4 protein-coding genes are annotated in these 18,968 nt (G+C 64.6%); all 4 read left to right on the top strand.

The window, feature by feature from the left end:
- Positions 1-241 precede the first annotated feature (241 nt).
- Genes HNP49_RS13905 through HNP49_RS13890 form a run of 4 tightly spaced genes read left to right on the top strand, consistent with a single transcriptional unit; the run spans position 242 to position 18,960 of the window.
- Entirely contained in the window at positions 242-1,822 is a 1,581-nt protein-coding gene (locus HNP49_RS13905; protein ID WP_184684228.1) for an ABC transporter transmembrane domain-containing protein, read from the top strand.
- Positions 1,819-3,972, top strand: a complete 2,154-nt coding sequence (locus HNP49_RS13900) for an ATP-binding cassette domain-containing protein (RefSeq protein WP_184684227.1) — start codon at positions 1,819-1,821, stop codon at positions 3,970-3,972. Before HNP49_RS13905 ends, HNP49_RS13900 begins: the two co-directional genes overlap by 4 nt.
- Before the next feature lie 15 nt (positions 3,973-3,987).
- Positions 3,988-5,331 (top strand): HlyD family type I secretion periplasmic adaptor subunit, encoded by a 1,344-nt coding sequence (locus tag HNP49_RS13895; RefSeq protein WP_184684225.1) that lies wholly within the window; start codon positions 3,988-3,990, stop codon positions 5,329-5,331.
- 36 nt (positions 5,332-5,367) lie between these two features.
- Positions 5,368-18,960 carry a VCBS domain-containing protein gene (locus HNP49_RS13890; protein ID WP_184684223.1) on the top strand — a complete coding sequence of 4,531 codons (13,593 nt, stop codon included), beginning with the start codon at positions 5,368-5,370 and terminating at the stop codon, positions 18,958-18,960.
- The last annotated feature ends 8 nt before the right edge of the window (positions 18,961-18,968 follow it).

Here is an 18,968-nt window from a genome sequence, read left to right as displayed (position 1 = left end):
GAATTCGGTGGTGGCGCAGGGTCTCCACAAATTCCGGGGCGATTCAGATCAGGATTGATGCCAGCGCCAATAGGCTCTCCTGCGTGCTGGCTAGGCGCTCCTCTGGCCAATCACTTGCACGCATAAGTGGAATGAGTCAGAAGCCCGTGCAAAACTCTTCTTTTATTATTCTGATCGCCTCGCTGCAGGAATGGACTTCATGCCCCAAGCGCCCTCTTTGAGCCACCGTCAGCAACGCCCGTTGCTGTTGGCCAGCTCCACCGCCATGCACCTACTGGCGTTGGCGCTCCCTCTTGCTCTGCTACAGATCTACGATCGCATTCTGCCATCGCAATCGTTCGGTACCGCGTTGTTTCTGGTAGTGGGCGTGGGCATTGCGATCATGCTGGAGGCCACACTGCGCTATGGCCGGCAAGTGCTTTTCGCCAGTCTGGGAGCCGCTTATGAGGCGCAGGCGACGCAGCAGGCCCTGCTGCAGCTTTACGCAGCGGATGTGGAGGTTGTGGAAACCCGGGGCACAGCAAGCATCGTTGATGCCTTCAGGGCCATCGCTCAGGTGCGTGATTTCTGGTCGGGCCAGGCTGGTGCTGCGCTGTACGAACTGCCCTTCGTCCTGCTCTATATTGCCCTGATCGGCTATGTGGGTGGCTGGCTGGCGTTGATACCGCTGATGCTGTTCTGCCTTGCACTTCTCCTCGCACTGGCGCTGAACCCAGCCATCGCACGGCTCTCCAAACAGGTCAATGAACAAGAGGAGCAGCGCAACGAGCAGGCCTGGTCATTGTTTTCCGCATTGGCCTACCTCAAGGGCAATGGCGCGGAAAGTCTGCTGGCCAGCCTGTGGCAGCGTCGCAACGCCCGTTACATGGCGACCAGCGCCGAGCTGGAAACCCGCTTGGGCTGGGTCCGCGAAAACGCCACCACCTTTGGTCAACTGGCCACCGTTTTGATCGTCGCGTTCGGCGCCATTGGCGTCATGCATGGCGAACTCACCACAGGCGCCCTGGCAGCCTGCACCATGCTTGCCGGCCGGTCCATCGGACCGGCCATGGCCAGCCTGGGCTATTGGGCGCAGTTACAACGGATCAAGGAAGCACAGCGCAAGGTCGACGATCTGCTCAATCTGCCGACCGGACGAAAAACAACCCCTCCCGCCGCCACGCGGAACAAGGTGACGCAGGGCAAGTTGCAAGTGAATGCCCCTGGCCTGCTGACCGAGCCTCTGCTGGTTAACCCCGGTGAAATCGTTCACCTCAATACCCAAGATCCGGCCATAACCTCGCGACTACTGTCAGCCATCGCCGGCCTGAGTCAATCCGAAGAGATTCGGGTCAAGGTCGACGGTCTGCCCATAAGCGATTACGAGGCGGGAGACTACCGTGCCGGTGTCACGCTGGTGACGCGCCATCTGGCCCTGATTCCCGGCTCGATCCTGAACAACCTGACCCTCTACGACCCCCGCTACAACGCTGACGTGGATGCTCTGTGCGAACAACTCGGGCTCGATCATTATGTCTCACGCCTGCGCAGCGGCATGCTCACGGAAGTGGGGGCGGGTACCGCAGAGCATCTGGACGAAGGCGTCTACCAGCGCATAGCCATTATCCGTGCGTTGCTGCGCTCGCCGCGCATCCTCCTGCTTGATCACGCCGCCAGCGGCATTGACCTTGACGGTCAGAAACGCCTGGCAGCCCTGCTTACCTCTCTGCAAGGCAAGGTCACCGTGCTGATAGCCACCTACAAGGAGCCCCTGATTGCTGCCTGCAGTCGCAGTATTCAGGTCGACATCCGCCCAGCCGATGCCCGGGAGGTCTCGGTATGACGGATACCTTCGAAAAAATTCCGCTTTATGCCCGTGAAGAGGCCCGCATGGGCCTGATCAATGCAGCCTTGGGCAGCAGGCGCCTGCAGGCTTCGCCACTGGCACGATGCCTGGCACCGCTACTGGTGAGCCTCGACTGGCTCGGTGCGCCACGTACCTTGCTGGCCGACCTACCCGACGCCGAACAGCCCCTGGATATCGACGACCTGGCCAGGCTACTGGCCGGACAGGGTTATCGCTTGCGGCAACAGCCCGTAAAAAACAGACCCGATCTGAACAGTCTGCCCATCGCCAGTGTTGTGCTGGATAACGATTCTGCCAGGGTTTTCATGGGGCAGATGGACGGACAGTACTGGTGGCATGACGGCAACTGCCTGCACTCAGGGGCTGAGATCGGCGGCGGCTCCCTGTTACTGATAGAAGCAGACCCGAACTACCAGCCGCTGGATACGCCCAGAACAGGCCTACTGAACAACCTGATGTTCAAAGCGCGCAGGGAAATTGCGGGCGTGGCGCTGGTCAGCCTGTTCGCCAACCTGCTGGCCCTGCTCATCTCGCTGTTCACCATGCTGGTCTACAACAGCATCATCCCCAGCAACGCCACCACCACCCTGTGGGGCATGACCAGTGGCGTGATCATCGCCATTATTGGTGCCTGGGCTCTGCGTCTGGCCCGGCTCAAAGCCCTGTCGCGGATGACCGCCTGGGCAGGTTCTCGCATCAGCTACAGGGCGTTGCGCAAGACACTTGGCCTGCCGATTGAGGTGTCGACCCGTCTGGGCGTCGACAACAATCTGAGTCGCCTGCGTTCGATCGAAAACGTCCGCCAGTGGTTTGGTGGTGCCGGTGGGGCAATCAATGTCGACTTCCCCTTCGTGCTGATCTTCCTGCTGACGATTGCGCTTCTGGGCGGCTGGATCGTCTTCGTCCCCCTGATCGGCCTGTTGCTGTTCGCGCTGTGCGCAGTGCCGCTGGCGCGACTGATCCAGACACGCAGCAACGAAGCCGGACGCAGCTCACGCAACCTGAACAACATGATCGTCGTACTGACCGCGCGCATGCGGGCGCTGCGCGGCGTGCGCGGCTCATCACTCTGGGAGCGCAAGCTGAGAGAGCTGCTGATGCAGAGCACACAGGCCAACCGTGAGCATGCGCTGGCCAATGCCCTGTCCCAGGTGATCGGCCAGACACTCGCCATGCTCACCGTACTGGCGACCATGGGCTGCGGTGTCGCCCTGGTGCTGTCACAGCATATGAGCCAGGGCGGCCTGATCGCCACCATGATGCTGATCTGGCGCATTACCACACCGGCCCAGCAAATGTTCACCAGCCATGTGCGCATCAGGCAGTTGCTCGATGCCAATCGCCAGCTCGATCAGTTGCTGGCCAGCCAGGGGGAAGTTTGCAATCCGCAACTGGTGTCGCCGATCACCAGCCTGACGGCGAACATTGAAGCCGACCGCCTGTATTACCGCCACAGCAGTGACCGTGAGCCCTCCCTCAATGGCATCAGCTTCGCCATCGAGCCAGGCCAGTTACTCGCCGTAGTCGGCCCGAACGGAGCCGGTAAATCGACCCTGCTGGAAGCGCTCGCCGGTATTCGCGCGGCACAAAATGGTCGGGTGCTGGTCGGTGGGCACGACATCCGCCAGTTCGACCCGGATGACTACCGGGCCTGGATTGGCTACATGCCACAGCTTGCAGGCGGTCTTTCGGTCAAGCTGGGCGAGGCAGTGCGACTGCGCTGCCCGCTGGCCAGCGATAAAGAAGTCGCAGAAGCTCTGACCCTGGCCGCAGGCCCGCAGTGGTGGGTTCACTTTGCCGCTGGTAGTGCTGCCGAGGCGCTTGGGCAAACGCTCAGTCCCTGGCGCGAAGACGCTCACGCCATCCGCATGCGCTATATCGTGCGATTGGCGGCGGCGCTGATGGGCAATCCGCCCCTGCTGCTGCTGGACGACCCGCTGGGCGACAAAGACCCGGTACTCGATCCCTATCTGGTCAGCCTGCTGAACAGCCTCAAAGGCCAGACCACGGTGATCATTGCCACTCACCGTACCGATCTGATTCAGCGCAGCGATCAGCTTGTCGTACTCAACGATGGCGCTCTTGTCCACTTCGGCCCGGTGAACCCCACCCCGGCGTCCCTCTGATTTAGGCCTACTGCCATGAATACCCAGAAGAACCTCAGCATCGCCGCCATCGTTACCCAGGACGAGCGCAGCGCCAAGCGCATCGAGACCCTTCTCGACCAGGGCAACCAGACCCGGACGATGCGCCGCACCCTGCTGGGCATCATTGCCCTGGTGATCGTCTTCATCGTCTGGGCCAGCATCACCCCGGTGGACGAACTGGCCAAGGCGCGCGGGGAAATCCAACCCAGCGAACATGTACAGACCCTGCAAAGCGAAGAAGGCGGTCGCATCGTCAAGCTGCTCGTCAACGAGGGCGACACCGTTAGCGAAGGTCAACCACTGGTTGAATTCGCCGCCACCAACCTGGCCAAGGATCGCGGCCAGGTGGAGATCAAGCTCAATGCCCTGGCACTCGACCGCGAACGTCTGGGAGCCATTCTGGAGAATCGCCAGCCGGACTTCTCGGCTTACGCCAAGGATTATCCGCTGCTGACGGCACAGGCCAAGGTCAACTACCAGGCGCAGATGTCCATGGCCAAATCGGCGCTGGCTGCCAGGCAGAGTGAAGTACTGCGGCAGGAAGCCCTGTGGCACGGGGCGGTGCGCGAAGAGCAGCAGGCCAATCAGGAGGTTGCCCAGGTTCAGGATCGGCTCAGCCGGATTGAGGAAGGTGCAAAGCGCGGCCTGGTGAGCAAGATCACGCTGAGCGACGCGCGCGTGCAGCTCAGTTCCGCTCGTCAGCGCCAGGCAGAGATAGCTTCGCGCAAGCTGAGCACCAGCAGCGCCATCGAGAGTGCCAAAGCCGAATTGGCCAAGCAGGATGCCGAGTTCAAGCAGCAGATCAGCGCTGAGCTGAGCAAAGCTACCGAGGAATATCGGGAGACCGTTAGTCTCAAGAAATCGCTCGAGGAGCGTCAGGGCTTCATGCTGTTCAAGGCGCCGATTGCCGGGGTCGTCACCGAACTGCCGCAAACCCAGGTTGGTGCTGTCATCCCGCCCGGCGGCATGATCGCCCAGATCGTACCGAGCAATCGACCGGTGGTCATGGAAGCCATGGTAATGCCCAAGGACATTGGCTTCGTCAAACCCGGTCAGCGGGCAATGGTCAAGATCGACAGCTTCGACTCTGCGCGTTTCGGCTCCATCGAAGGCACTGTCAGCCGGGTGGCACCAGCCTCCAGCAAACTCAAGGAGAACGGCATGCCCTATTACAAGGTGCAGATAACCCTGGCTCAGCCCTATGTGAAGAGTCCCGAGCACGTCGTGATTACCGGCATGACGGGAGAGACGGACATTGCCACAGGGCAAAAGACGGTTATGCAGTTTCTGCTAAAACCCCTGTTCCTGGCATCGGACACAGCTTTCCACGAACGTTGATTTAACGTCCGCGCACTATTTTCAGCGAGATTGATCATGGCGAAGACACCTTTTACTCACAGTCTGACCCCCGAGCAAAAAGCCCAACTGCTCAAAGCACGTGAACACTCGCTGGGAAGCGCGGATGACCGCCTGCCGACCGAAACCAGCATTGCCTGGGAGATACAGCTCAAGGCCCAGCCCACCCCCTCTCAGGAGGCAGAGCCGGCTTCAGCCCAGCATGCACCGGAGGAGGAGTCTATCCCCACCGCCGCGCACCCAGCGCAAACCCTGACGGTACCTGACGCCAGTGTCATACCCACTGACCAGCCCCTGGCTCCGTCGGGCAACTCCTCGCTTGCCTTTCCGAGCAGAGGCTATATTCAGGCGCCGGATTATCCCGACCCTGTTGCACCACTCGTCAGCCACCCGGCGGGGCCAGTAGCCATCCGCTCGGTTCATCTCGATTCTTCGGATCAGCATCCCAGCGCCAAGGCCATCGGTGGCGGTGCGGCGGGCGGCAAAGCGGCCGCCGCAAGCCAAGCCAACCAGGCAGCAACCTCTCCCTCCGGAGTAACCACTGCACCCGAGACCTTCCAGGCACAAGGCACCACCAGTGGCCAAGTCAAGGAAGACCTCCAGCTGCAGACCCAGGGGGCACTGACCATCAGCGGTCATCCCAATGGTCCGGTGCAGTGGGATGTCGCCAGTCATCAGGGGTTGCTCGGTTCACTGGATATCGACCAGAACGGCCAATGGCACTACCTGCTCGATAACGCCAATCCCAGGGTACAGGCACTGGGCGAAGGGCAGCAGGTCACCGAGCGCTTCCTGGTCTTCGCCACCGACGCCAGTGGCGTGACCCGCGCCGTGCACCTGCTGGTGCAGGTTAACGGCAGCAATGATCAGGCCCAGATCGCCGGCACCGCTGTCGGCACGGTCAAGGAAGACGACCAGCTGCACACCGGCGGCAAGCTCACCGTGACCGATCCCGATGCCGGACAGGCCGAGTTCGTGCCGATGTCCGCCGCGCTGGGTGCCCATGGCACCTTCAGCATCGCCCCCGATGGCACCTGGACCTATGCCCTCGACAACGCCCAGCCGGCCGTGCAGGCCCTGAAGGATGGCGACCAGCTCACCGACACGCTGACTGTCAGCAGCAAGGACGGCACGACCCAGCAGATCACCGTCACCATCAACGGCCGCGATGATCAGGCCCGGATCGCCGGCACCGCCGTTGGCACGGTCAAGGAAGACGACCAGCCGCACACCGGCGGCAAGCTCACCGTGACCGATCCCGATGCCGGACAGGCCGAGTTCGTGCCCATGTCCGCCGCACAGGGCGCCCACGGCACCTTCACCATCGCCCCCGATGGCACTTGGACCTATGCTCTCGACAACGCCCAGCCGGCCGTGCAAGCCCTGAAGGATGGCGACCAGCTCACCGACACGCTGACCGTCAGCAGCAAGGACGGCACGACCCAGCAGATCACCGTCACCATCAACGGCCGCGATGATCAGGCCCGGATCGCCGGCACCGCCGTTGGCACGGTCAAGGAAGACGACCAGCCGCACACCGGCGGCAAGCTCACCGTGACCGATCCCGATGCCGGACAGGCCGAGTTCGTGCCGATGTCCGCCGCGCAGGGCGCCCATGGCACCTTCAGCATCGCCCCCGATGGCACCTGGACCTATGCGCTGGACAACGCCCAGCCGGCCGTGCAAGCCCTGAAGGATGGCGACCAGCTCACCGACACGCTGACCGTCAGCAGCAAGGACGGCACGACCCAGCAGATCACCGTCACCATCAACGGCCGCGACGATCAGGCCCAGATCGCCGGCACCGCCGTTGGCACGGTCAAGGAAGACGACCAGCCGCACACCGGCGGCAAGCTCACCGTGACCGATCCCGATGCCGGACAGGCCGAGTTCGTACCGATGTCCGCCGCGCAGGGCGCCCATGGCACCTTCAGCATCGCCCCCGATGGCACCTGGACCTATGCGCTGGACAACGCCCAGCCGGCCGTGCAGGCCCTGAAGGATGGCGACCAGCTCACTGACACGCTGACCGTCAGCAGCAAGGACGGCACGACCCAACAGATCACCGTCACCATCAACGGCCGCTATGATCAGGCCCGGATCGCCGGCACCGCCGTCGGCACGGTCAAGGAAGACGACCAGCCGCACACCGGCGGCAAGCTCACCGTGACCGATCCCGATGCCGGACAGGCCGAGTTCGTGCCCATGTCCGCCGCACAGGGCGCCCACGGCACCTTCACCATCGCCCCCGATGGCACTTGGACCTATGCTCTCGACAACGCCCAGCCGGCCGTGCAGGCCCTGAAAGATGGTTACCAGCTCACCGACACCATTCAGGTCAGCAGCAAGGACGGCACCACGCAGACCTTGACGGTCTATGTGAATGGAACGAATGACGCGCCCGTACTTCAGGCTGTCAGCCAAACAGCCACCGAAGACGGTGCCGTGGTCCGCGGGCAAGTAACTGCCACTGATCCGGACACCGGGGACGTGTTCGTCTTCGGCGCCCCCAATCCGGTTCCCGGCTTTTCGCTCGGCGTCGACGGCAGCTACACCTTCGACCCCTCGCATACGGACTATCAGCACCTCGCCGCCGGCGAGCAGCTTGTGCTGCAGATCCCGGTCACCGTCACCGACCAGGCCGGCGCACGCGACACGCAGACCCTGCAGATCACCGTCACCGGCACCAACGATCTGCCCCATCTGGGCCTGATCCCGCCAGCATCGACCTTCGAGGGTAGCCCCGTCATGCACGGCCGGCTCGCCGCCATCGACATCGACACGACCGACACCCTGAGCTTCCACGCCACGACGCCGGTTGCCGGTTTTGCGCTGGCGGCCGACGGCTCCTGGACCTTCGATCCCGCCGACCCGGCCTACGATCATCTCGCCTTCGGTCAGCACCAGATTGTCACGCTGCCTATCGAGGTCGTCGATTCCGCCGGCGGCGCCGTACCCGGCCAGATCCAGATCACCGTCACCGGCACCAACGATGCGCCGACGCTCGCCGTGCAGCCGCCACGTCACGTCAACGAAGGCGCGGCCGCCATGACAGGCCAGCTCACCGCCACCGACCCCGACAGCGGTGACACCCTGCGCTACAGCCTCGGCCAGCACATTCCCGGCTTCACACTCAACGCCGACGGCAGCTACAGCTTCGATCCCGCCAACCCGGCCTACAACGAGATTCCCGCCGGACAGCAGGCGGTCATCAGCGTGCCGGTGTTCGTCACCGACGCGCATGGCCTGAGCGACACCCAGCAGATCCAGATCACCATCACCGGTACCAACGATGTGCCCGTCGTCGGCGGCATCGACCGTGCCATGGGCGCCGTGGCCGGCGCCCCGGGTGGGCACCTGCGTGTGCAGGGCCAGTTGACGGCCATCGACCTCGACGCGGGCGAAAGCCACTTCCAGGCCCAACTCATCCCCGGTACGCACGGTGTGCTGGAGATCAAGGCAGACGGCAGCTGGACCTACAGCGCCGATGCCACCCGTCCGGCGCTGGCACAAATGCCGGCCAACGGTCAGCTCCCCGAGCACTTCACCGTGCACACGGCCGATGGCACGAGCCACGACATCGACATCACGATCAAGGGCAGCAACACCCCCGCCATCTTTGCCGGCGTTGGTAACGGCATGGTCACCGAGGACCAGCCCGGCAGCATCAGTCATCACCTCTCAGTCAGCGACCCCAATGCCGGCGAAAGCGCCTTCCAGCCGGTCGATCGCGATGCGCACTACGGCCACTTCACGCTCGCCGCGAACGGCGACTGGACCTACGCGCTCGATAATGGCAATGCCGCCGTGCAGGCGCTGGTTTCCGGCAAGACGCTCACCGACAGCATCGTCGTCGGCAGCATCGACGGCACACCGACCATCATCACCGTCACCATCATGGGCGCCGACGACCGCGCCATCATCAGCGGCACCCACACCGGCAGCGTCAGCGAAGACAACACCGGCAGCGGCAGCACACTCTCCGCCAGCGGCCAGCTAGCGGTGACCGACCCGGATGCCGGACAGGATCATTTCCTTGCCATGCAGAACATTGCCGGCGACCACGGTTTCGGCAGCTTCAGCATCGGCGCGCAAGGCCGCTGGACCTACAGCGCCGACAACACGCAGACGAAAATCCAGGCACTCAAGGACGGCGAAACGGCCACCGACAGCGTCAGTTTCATGTCGGCCGACGGCACGCGCCAGACCGTGACCGTCACCCTGCATGGCACGCAGGACCAGGCCGTCATCACCGGCACCGATACCGGCGCCGTCAAGGAAGATACCCAGGTATCGGGGCATGGTCAGTTGACCGCCTTTGGCACTTTGACCATTCACGATCCGGACGCTGGGCAGGAACGCTTCCAGTTCAATTCGTTTGGCGAACACGCCGTCTCCGACCCCTTCGGCGGCCACTTGCGGATCGATGCGGCCGGTGGTTGGGGATATTCCGTCGACAACAACAACCCGGCCCTTCAGGCACTGCGTGAAGGACAGACTCAGGATGTCGTCTATCAGGTCCGAGCAGCGGATGGCACGACGCATCAAATCACCATCACCGTCACCGGCACGAACGACACACCGGTCATACAAGCTCAGACGCAAAGCGTCACCGAGGATGGCGCCACGCTCAATGGCCAGATGCACGCCACCGATGTCGACACCGGCGACACGCTGAGCTTCAGCCTGCCCAACCCGGTGGCCGGCTTCACGCTGAATGCCGACGGCAGCTACAGCTTCGACCCCAAGGACGCGGCCTACCAGCACATCGCCGCCGGCCAGACGGAGCAGGTCACCATCGCCGTGCGCGTCACCGACGCCGCCGGTGCCACCTCGACCCAGAACCTTGTCATCACCGTCACCGGCGCCCAGGATGGCGCCACGGTCACCGGTGCGTCCACCGGCAGCGTCGCCGAGGATGCGGCCGTCGTCGCCGGCAAGCTCACCACCGGCGGCACGCTCGCCGTTGCCGATGTCGACAGCGGCGAAGCGCACTTCGTCGCGCAGACCGATGTGGCCGGCAGCAACCACTACGGCACCTTCAGCATCAATGCGCAGGGCCACTGGACCTACACCGCCGACAATAGCCAGGCGGCGATCCAGAACCTCAATACCGGGCAGCACCTGACCGATTCGATCACCGTGCACACGGCCGACGGCACGGCTCAGACGCTCACGGTCACCATCAACGGCCTCGACGACCACGTCACCATCGCGGGCGACGTGACGGGTGGCGTCACCGAAGACAGCGCCACCGGCGGCACCTTCCTCGGCCGGATGACCACCTCCGGCGGCTCAATGGTCGATGGCGGCGACTTCGGCGATCATGTCATCGCCGGCCAGTACGGTAGCTTCGACGTGCGCGCTGACGGCCGCTGGATCTACACGCTGGACAACAGCAAGGCCGGCGTGCAAGGGCTCGCCGAGGGCGAGACGGTGCAGGACAAGGTCACCGTCACGACGAAGGACGGCACGACGCAGGAACTCACCGTCACCGTTACCGGCACGCACGACCTGCCGACCATCACTGCCCACGGCGCTGCGCCCGATCACTCCATTACCGGCGTCACCCAGATCCTGCACCCCACCGGCGCGGCCGATCTCAGTGCCTTTGCCACCCAAGATGCCGGCATGCCCGCCAGCACCCGCCTGCTGGCGCTCTATGCGCCGGGCGGCAACGTCAACGTTTTGGACGGCATCCCCGAAGACCAGCGCCCCACCATCGGCAGCAACTACAATCCGGTCGGCGGTGTGCACGGCTACCAGTTCCTGAGTACCAATGGCTGGTTCGGCGCCAACGTGCATGTCGCCGGCTACGATTTCGCACCGCAACCACCTGCCCAGCGCAACACATGGGATGGCGGCGTCGCCGTTTTCTCCGACGGCACCATGGTGCAGGTGGTCAAGGTCTGCAACGGTAATGGCACGGGCGAGAAGGACTACATCTATTTCGCCAAGTATCTCGGCATCAACCCCGCCAACGGCGGCAGCGTCGTCACCGGCGAAGCGGCGGCCGGCGCCACCGTCGAGGTCTACGCCGGCACCCAGCGCCTCGGTACCGCCACAGCCGATGCCAACGGCCACTGGGAACTGGGCGTCGCCCGCTTGCCCGACGGTACGCAGACCCTGCACACCGTCATCAACGGCCAGGCCCAACCGGAGCACGTGTTCGGCATCAACGGCGCCAGCGCCACCGAGCACCCCGGCGGCCTGCTGCTTGGCAGCCTGCAGGAAGACGCGGCCACCGATCACCTCACCGGCACGCTCGACGTCACCGACATCGACACCACCGACAACCCGCAATTCACCGTGCAGGGGGGTACGGCTGGCACCTACGGCACCTTCGCCATCGACGCGCAGGGCCACTGGACCTACACGCTCGACAACAGCAAGGCGGAAACCAACGCACTCGCGGCAGGCGATTCCCGCACCGAGACCTTCACGGTCGAAGTCACCACGCGCACCGGCGAGCATGTCAGCCGCGAGGTCACGGTCAATGTCACCGGTACGAATGATGCGCCTGTGCTCTCGGCGCCTGCCCCGCGCAGCGCCAATGAAGACGGTGCCGCGATCACCGGCCAACTGAGCGCGACCGACGTCGATACGGGGGCGTTGACGTTCACAGCCGGCACGGTCGCCGGTTTCACCCTCAACGCCAACGGCAGCTACAGCTTCGACCCCGCCAACGCCGCCTATCAGCACCTGCACCAAGGTGAGCAGCAGGTCATCACCATCCAGGTGACGGTGTCCGACGGCCACGGCGGCACGAATGTGCAGAACCTGGTCATCACCCTCACCGGCACCAACGATGCGCCCACGGTCACGGTCACGCCGGCCAGCGTCGCCGAAGGCGCCGCAGCCATCACCGGCCGTGTCACCGGTTCCGATGTCGATAGCGGCGATACGCTCACCTTCAGCACGACTGCGACGGTGGCCGGCTTCACGCTCAACCCCGACGGCAGCTACAGCTTCGACCCGAGCGTTGCCGCCTACGATCATCTGGCAGCAAGCGGTTCCCAGCCGCTCACCATCCCCATCACCGTCTCCGATCAGCACGGCGCGCACAGCGCGCAGAATCTGGTCATCACCGTCACCGGCAGCAACGACGCCCCGGTTGTCACGGCCACCACGGGTGCCCCCGTGGCGCTGACAGCGACAGCAGAAGACACCGCCCACACCTATACCCAGGCCGAGTTGCTGAAGCTCGTTGGCGCAAGCGATGTCGACACCGGCGATGCCTTGTCGATCAGCGCGGTCACTGTCGACGCGCAGTACGGGGCATTTTCCAAACTCCCCAACGGCGACTGGCGATTCACTCCGGCCGTCAACGCGCACCACGACGACATCCCGCTCACGCTCACCGTCAGCGACGGCCATGGCACGACGGAGGCCCACGGCACACTGGATATCACCCCCGTCACTGACGCGCCGACACCGACATTGACCGTAACCGCCAGCCAGCAGGTCATGCAGTTCGCCGAGAACTCCGCCAACGGCGTGGTGATGACACAGCCGATTGCCGTAGGCCACGCCATGCAGGGCCTGTCCGTTGAAATGACCGTAGTGGCCGGCCAGATGGTGGCCACCTCGGGCATTCACGGCGCGACCTTCCTGAGCTATGCAACGCCGAGCAACTCTGACGAGTTCTACATCTGGAATCCGGACGACATGACCGTTCGCATCGGCGGCCACGAGTACACCACCGGTATTCCGATGCCGCACGATGGCCATGACCATCGGCTCGGCTTCGTCTGGGACGGCACGAGCGGCAATTTCGACTTGCTGATCGACGGCCAGGTCGTCAAGCATCTGACCGGCATCGGGCAGGGCGTGACGATCCCGGATGGAGGCAAGTTCATGCTCGGCAACGACCAGGACAGCTTCGGTGGGGGCGCCTCTGCTCAGGACGCCTTCTCCGGCAAGCTCTTCAACACCGCCCTTGCCGCCACCGCAGTCAGCACGGCCGATCTCGCCAAAGCCCCGCTGCAGGCAGTGCTGCGCGGCCAGCCGACCCTTCTGGCCAACATCCAGCTCGATAGCCACGGCCAGTTCATCGACACGACAGGGCATTCCCAGGTCACCACGGTGGGTTCCGTCACGCCGGCCACGGTCAACGTCGACACCGCGCTGGCGCCACCCAACCCCGGCGCCTTGCTGCACTTGAATGCCGCCTTCGGCGCACCGGCCGATGCCGATGACCATGTCGTCTCTGCGGTTATTGGCGGCCTACCGCCAGGCACCGTCGTCAGCGATGGCGGGCAGCACAGCGTCACGCTCAGTCTGGCCACGCCAAACGTGGATGTGGCCGGCTGGACGCTGAGCAGCCTCACGGCGCAATTGCCCGCCGGCTTCACCAGCAACGCCAGAATCACGCTCGATGTCACCACCCAGGGCCCTGATGGGACACAGGCTCACGCCCAGGCCAGCCAGCCGCTGGTGATGGACCCGACACAGCCGGTGCCCGATGCCGTCATCGCCGGCGACGACACCGGCAGCGGCGACGAGGATGCCGCGTCCATTTCCGGCTTACTGACGATCACGGACACGGATGCCTCGCAGGCGCATTTCGTCGCCCAGAGCGACAGCGACGGCCAGTACGGCAAGTTCAGCCTGGGCACGGACGGACACTGGATCTACACGCCCGACGACCGCGCCGATGCGCTGGCCGCCGGCGCCACGGCGCAGGAGCATTTCGTGGTGCGCTCGGCCGATGGCACGACGCATCAGATTACCGTCACGCTGACCGGCACGGCGGACGCACCGATCATCAGCGGCGACCATGCACAGTCGATTGCCGAGGATGCAGCTGCTGCCGTATCCGGCAAGCTGGCAGCGACCGTTGCGGGCAGCACCCAGGCGGTGAACTTCACTGCCGCAACACAACATGGCGCCTACGGCGATTTCAGTATCGATGCCAGCGGCCAGTGGCACTACATCATCGACAACAGCAAAGGAGTGACGCAAGCACTGCATGCCGGACAGAGTGAAACCGAAACCTTTACGGTCAGCGTCACTTCCAGCGACGGCACGACAACCCGGCAACAGGTGACGGTCACGGTTCAGGGGCGCGAAGATGCGCCGGTCATCGCCGGCGCTCACACGGGGGCCGTCAGAGAAGACGCCACCGCACAGCACAAGGCCACCGGCACGCTCACCGCCACCGACGCCGATACCGGCGACGTGCCCACCTTTACCGCGCAGACCGATCATGCCGGCACCTACGGCAGCTTCAGCGTCGATGCCAGCGGCCACTGGACCTACACGCTGGACGACAGCAAGGTTCAGACCCTCGCAGCCGGCGCGCAGCGCACCGACACGTTCACCGTCGAGGCCCACACCGCCGATGGCGAAACCGTGCAGCAGCAGGTGACGGTCACCGTCGCCGGCAGCAACGACGCACCGGTATTGCAGGCGCAGACCCAGTCGGTGACCGAGGATGGCAGCCTGTTGCGCGGCCAGATGCAGGCCACCGACACCGATGCCGGTGATGCGCTCAAATTCACCACCGACTCGACGGCGGGCGGCTTCACGCTCAATGCCGACGGCAGCTACAGCTTCGACCCCAGCCACGCCGATTATCAGAACCTGGCCGTGGGCGAGACGCGCGACGTGGTCATTCATGTCACGGCGACCGACGGCGCCGGCGCAAAGTCCGTTCAGGACCTCACCATCACCGTCACCGGCACCAACGATGCGCCGGTGATCGGCGCGGCCACCACCGCCAGCGCCTCGGCCCTGAGCGTGGCCGCGGGCCACCAGATGACGCTGGACGACAATCCGCTGGCCGTCATCGGCCACGCCTTGGCGGCCCATGGAAACGGAATGGTTGGCGGCCTGCTGGAAGTCATCGGTGGGGGAACAAGCGCCGCGGGAACGATCATGCTGACGCGGGACAGGCAGCATGAATGGCCGGCGAAATTCGTTGTCACCGAGGCTGACCTGGTGTTCACCAAGACTGATGGCACCCCGCCGGTGGTGACCCTGCCGGGCACCCCGGCCGGCGGCGTCTCGCAGGTCACCCTGGGCGATATACAGAACTATGTGAAACAGGGCTACACCCTGCATTTCGACATGGCCGAAGGGACGAATCCCGGCTTCCGGCTCACTGACGCCGCCGACTCCACGCAACGCGTCTTGAGCTCGTCGGGTGGCGGCACTGTGATCTCGGGGGCTGCGTATGACGCGCTGTTCTCCGGCTACGACTTCCAGAGTGGGGCTTTCCGCCTGCAGACCGGCGCCCCGGCGAGCGGCACCGCCCCCCTGCAGGAAGGCGAAGTACAGGAGGATCTCGCCGAAACCGTCACCGGCAAACTGACCGCGCACGACGTCGACAGCGGCGATACGCTGAGCTTTGCCATCTCGGGCGCGGCCCACGGCCAGTATGGCGACCTGAGCATCGATGCAACGACCGGCGCGTGGACCTACCGCCTGCATCAGGGCGCGCAGGCGCTGGCCGAAGGCGCCACCGAGCACGAAAGCTTTACCGTCGCCATCCGCGACAACCACGGCGCCGAAACCACGCAGACCGTGACCCTGACCATCAAGGGCAGCAATGATCTGCCGACGGTCACCGGCACCACGGCGACGCCGGCGGCACTGGATGCGACTGCGGAAGACACCGCGCACGATTACACCGAGGCCGAGCTTCTGAAGCTCATCGGCGCTGCCGACACGGACACCGGCGACACGCTGGCGATCAGCTCGGTAGCAGTCGACCCGCAATACGGGGCCTTCGCCAAGCAACCCGACGGCACCTGGCGCTTTACCCCCGCCGCCAACGTCAGCCACGACGACATTCCGGTCACGCTCACTGTCGGCGACGGGCATGGCACGCGGGTAGCGCACGGCACGCTCGACATCACCGGGGTGGCCGACGCCCCGACGCTTTCCGTCGAGGCCGTATCAGCATCCGGTCACAGCACGCTGGCCAGTGCCGATTTCTCTCAAGCCACGCAGGCGATCTTTTTCGACCCGACCAATCAGGACTTCCAGGCCCCGGCGCAGGGGCTGGCCTCGGGCTATTACGACGTGACCACGGCCAAGGGAGGCAGCGCCGACGACATCTTCCGCTTCTCGGCGCTGAAAGATGGCGCCTCCTACACCGTGGATGGCGGCAGCGGCCGCAACGTCCTTGACCTCTCGGCCTACGATGCCGACGACGTGCTGATCGACAGCCACGCCGGCACGGCCACGGTAACCCTGCCCGGTGGCGGTGCGGCGGTGGTCCATTACACCAACTTTGCCGAAGTCCGCTTCAGCAATACGCCGCATGACGGCACGCCGCACGGCGTCGAAGCGGTCAATGGCGAATGGACTATAGCTGGCACCCAAATGAGTGTTGCCGGCGGCACGGCCAAGCAGGTGGCGCTGGTCGACTACGCCGGTGCGTTGCAAGCCGACTACACCCTGGCGGCGACCGTCAATGCCCACGCCCACAGCGGCTTCAACACCACGGGCGGTATCGTCTTCGACTACCAGGACGCCAACAACTTCAAGATGGCCGTGCTGCGTGCCGGCCAGGGCGGCTGGAACATCGAGGAATATCGCAACGGCCAGTTTGTTCAGCACGCGCATGTGACCGACGCAACGATGGCAACGCCCGATGTCGATCACGACGTCGAACTGCGCGTGCATGGCAGCGTGGCCGAGCTATGGTCGGGCGGTGTCATGAAGGTGTCGCACGACTTCGGCACGCCGCTCAACGGCGGGCGTTTTGGCGTGGTCTCCGACGGCGGCCAGACCAGCTTCCAGCTGGCCATGCACCCGACCGACTGGGCGCCGTCGGTGCCGGATGTCGACGCGCGGATGGATGTCACGGATACCGAACTGGTTACCCAAAACGTGCTCGATCAGGCCGTCGACCCCGAAGGCCATGCGGTCACCTTAAGCCACTTCGACGCCACCACGGCGCACGGCGGCACGATCACCAGCAATGGCGACGGCACCTTCCGCTACGTGCCGGCAGCGGGCTTCTCGGGCAGCGACAGCTTCACCTACGAAGTCACCGACGGCGTGAATCACACGACGGCGACGATCCGCGTCAATGTGGTGGACCTCAACACGGTGCACCATGTGCAGCCGGGCGACCCGTTCAGCCTCAAGATCAACGCCGCCTCGCCGGATGCTGACGAGCATATTGAGGTACGCCTCAGCGATCTGCCGGTCGGTGCGGTCGTCACCGACGGGGTGCATACGGCCACCGCCGAAGCCGGCAAGCCGGTTTCGCTGGACGGCTGGGCGCTGGACAAGGTCTCGGTCACGCCGCCCGCCGGCCAGACCGGCAACTACCTGTTCCATGTCGAAACGTGCAGCACCGATGGCACGAGCGAATCCCCCTGGATTGACAAGGAAGTCCGGGTAGAACTGCAGCCGGGGCAGCCGTTCCCTGCCGCTGGTACGGCACCCAGCCACGATCTGCCGGCCGACGGCTCCGATCCCACACCGGACTTTGTCGTTACGCTCGGCCCGCCGCCGGGCGAGAACTTCGATGTGCAACATTCGGTGTTGGGAGAAGACCAGCAGGTGCACGGCGTGCTCGCCGATATGGGACAGCCCCCGGCCGGAGGCGCGCCAGATAGCGACGATCAACCAAGCGACGGTGCGGATCCTGTCACCGATTTTGTCGTCAATCTCGGCTCGCCGTCCGAGGACGGGGCAGGTGATGCGCCACCCCCACCGCCACCCCCTCCGAGCCTCGACGGCGATGCCGGCCGCGCGGTGCAGCCGGTGGTGGTGCTGGGCAAATATGGCCTCTTCGCCATCGACGGCACCGGCTACTGGACCTACACGCCGGATGGCCGCGCCGACGCGCTGAATGACGGCGAAAAGACGGAAGATGTCTTCGCGGTGCAACTGGCGGATGGCACGACGCATGAGATGGTGATGACCATCATCGGCACCGACGATGCACCTGTTCTCGAGCCCCCCTTGCCGCCCCCGCCCGCACCGGTTCTGGCGCCGGAACTCGAGGCGCCGCCGCCAGCCGAGCCGGATATGGTGGCGCCGTCTCTGGATGTGCCCGATCCTGTGCAGCAGCTCGCCCCGGAACTGGTTCCGCCATCGGCCGCTGCCGGGGAGCAGAATCCGGGCACGGGCACGGCGGGCCAGGTTTCCGGCGGGAGCACGACCGGGCACGACCATGGCCACCATGGTCTGGCGCTGGGGCATGGGGATAATCACTCCCATGGTCTCGCCCTCGGTCACGAGGCGGGCCACGGGCAGGATGATGTTACGCCCGATCCGATCGAGCCGGCCGAACAGGTTACGCTCGGCCTCGAGACGGGCGGACTGCCACCGCCGCCAGCTGATGGCACGCTGCAGGACTACCTGCAGTTCGCCGACACATCAGGTCACGTCGATCCGGGCCTGACGCTGCATAGCAATATGCTGTCACCCGTGGACGACTACCTGCACGCAGCTGGCGTTTCGCCGGATGCGCTGGTGGCACCACATCTTGATCTACCGCCGACTGAAGCATTGATTGCGCTGGCCAGCACGGCTGATCAGGGGGCGGGCAGCCATGAGGCAGGCAGTGATCCGGATGAGAATCTGATCGAGGCAGCCGATGCTGTAACGCACCCGGTGGATGATCAGAACCATCACGGCACATAGCGGCTCAC

Origin of the sequence: Pseudomonas fluvialis (assembly GCF_014207935.1) — a bacterium.
GTDB lineage: Bacteria > Pseudomonadota > Gammaproteobacteria > Pseudomonadales > Pseudomonadaceae > Aquipseudomonas > Aquipseudomonas fluvialis_A.
Note: the sequence above shows the minus strand (reverse complement) of the source record. Positions and strands in the feature narration are given on the sequence as shown.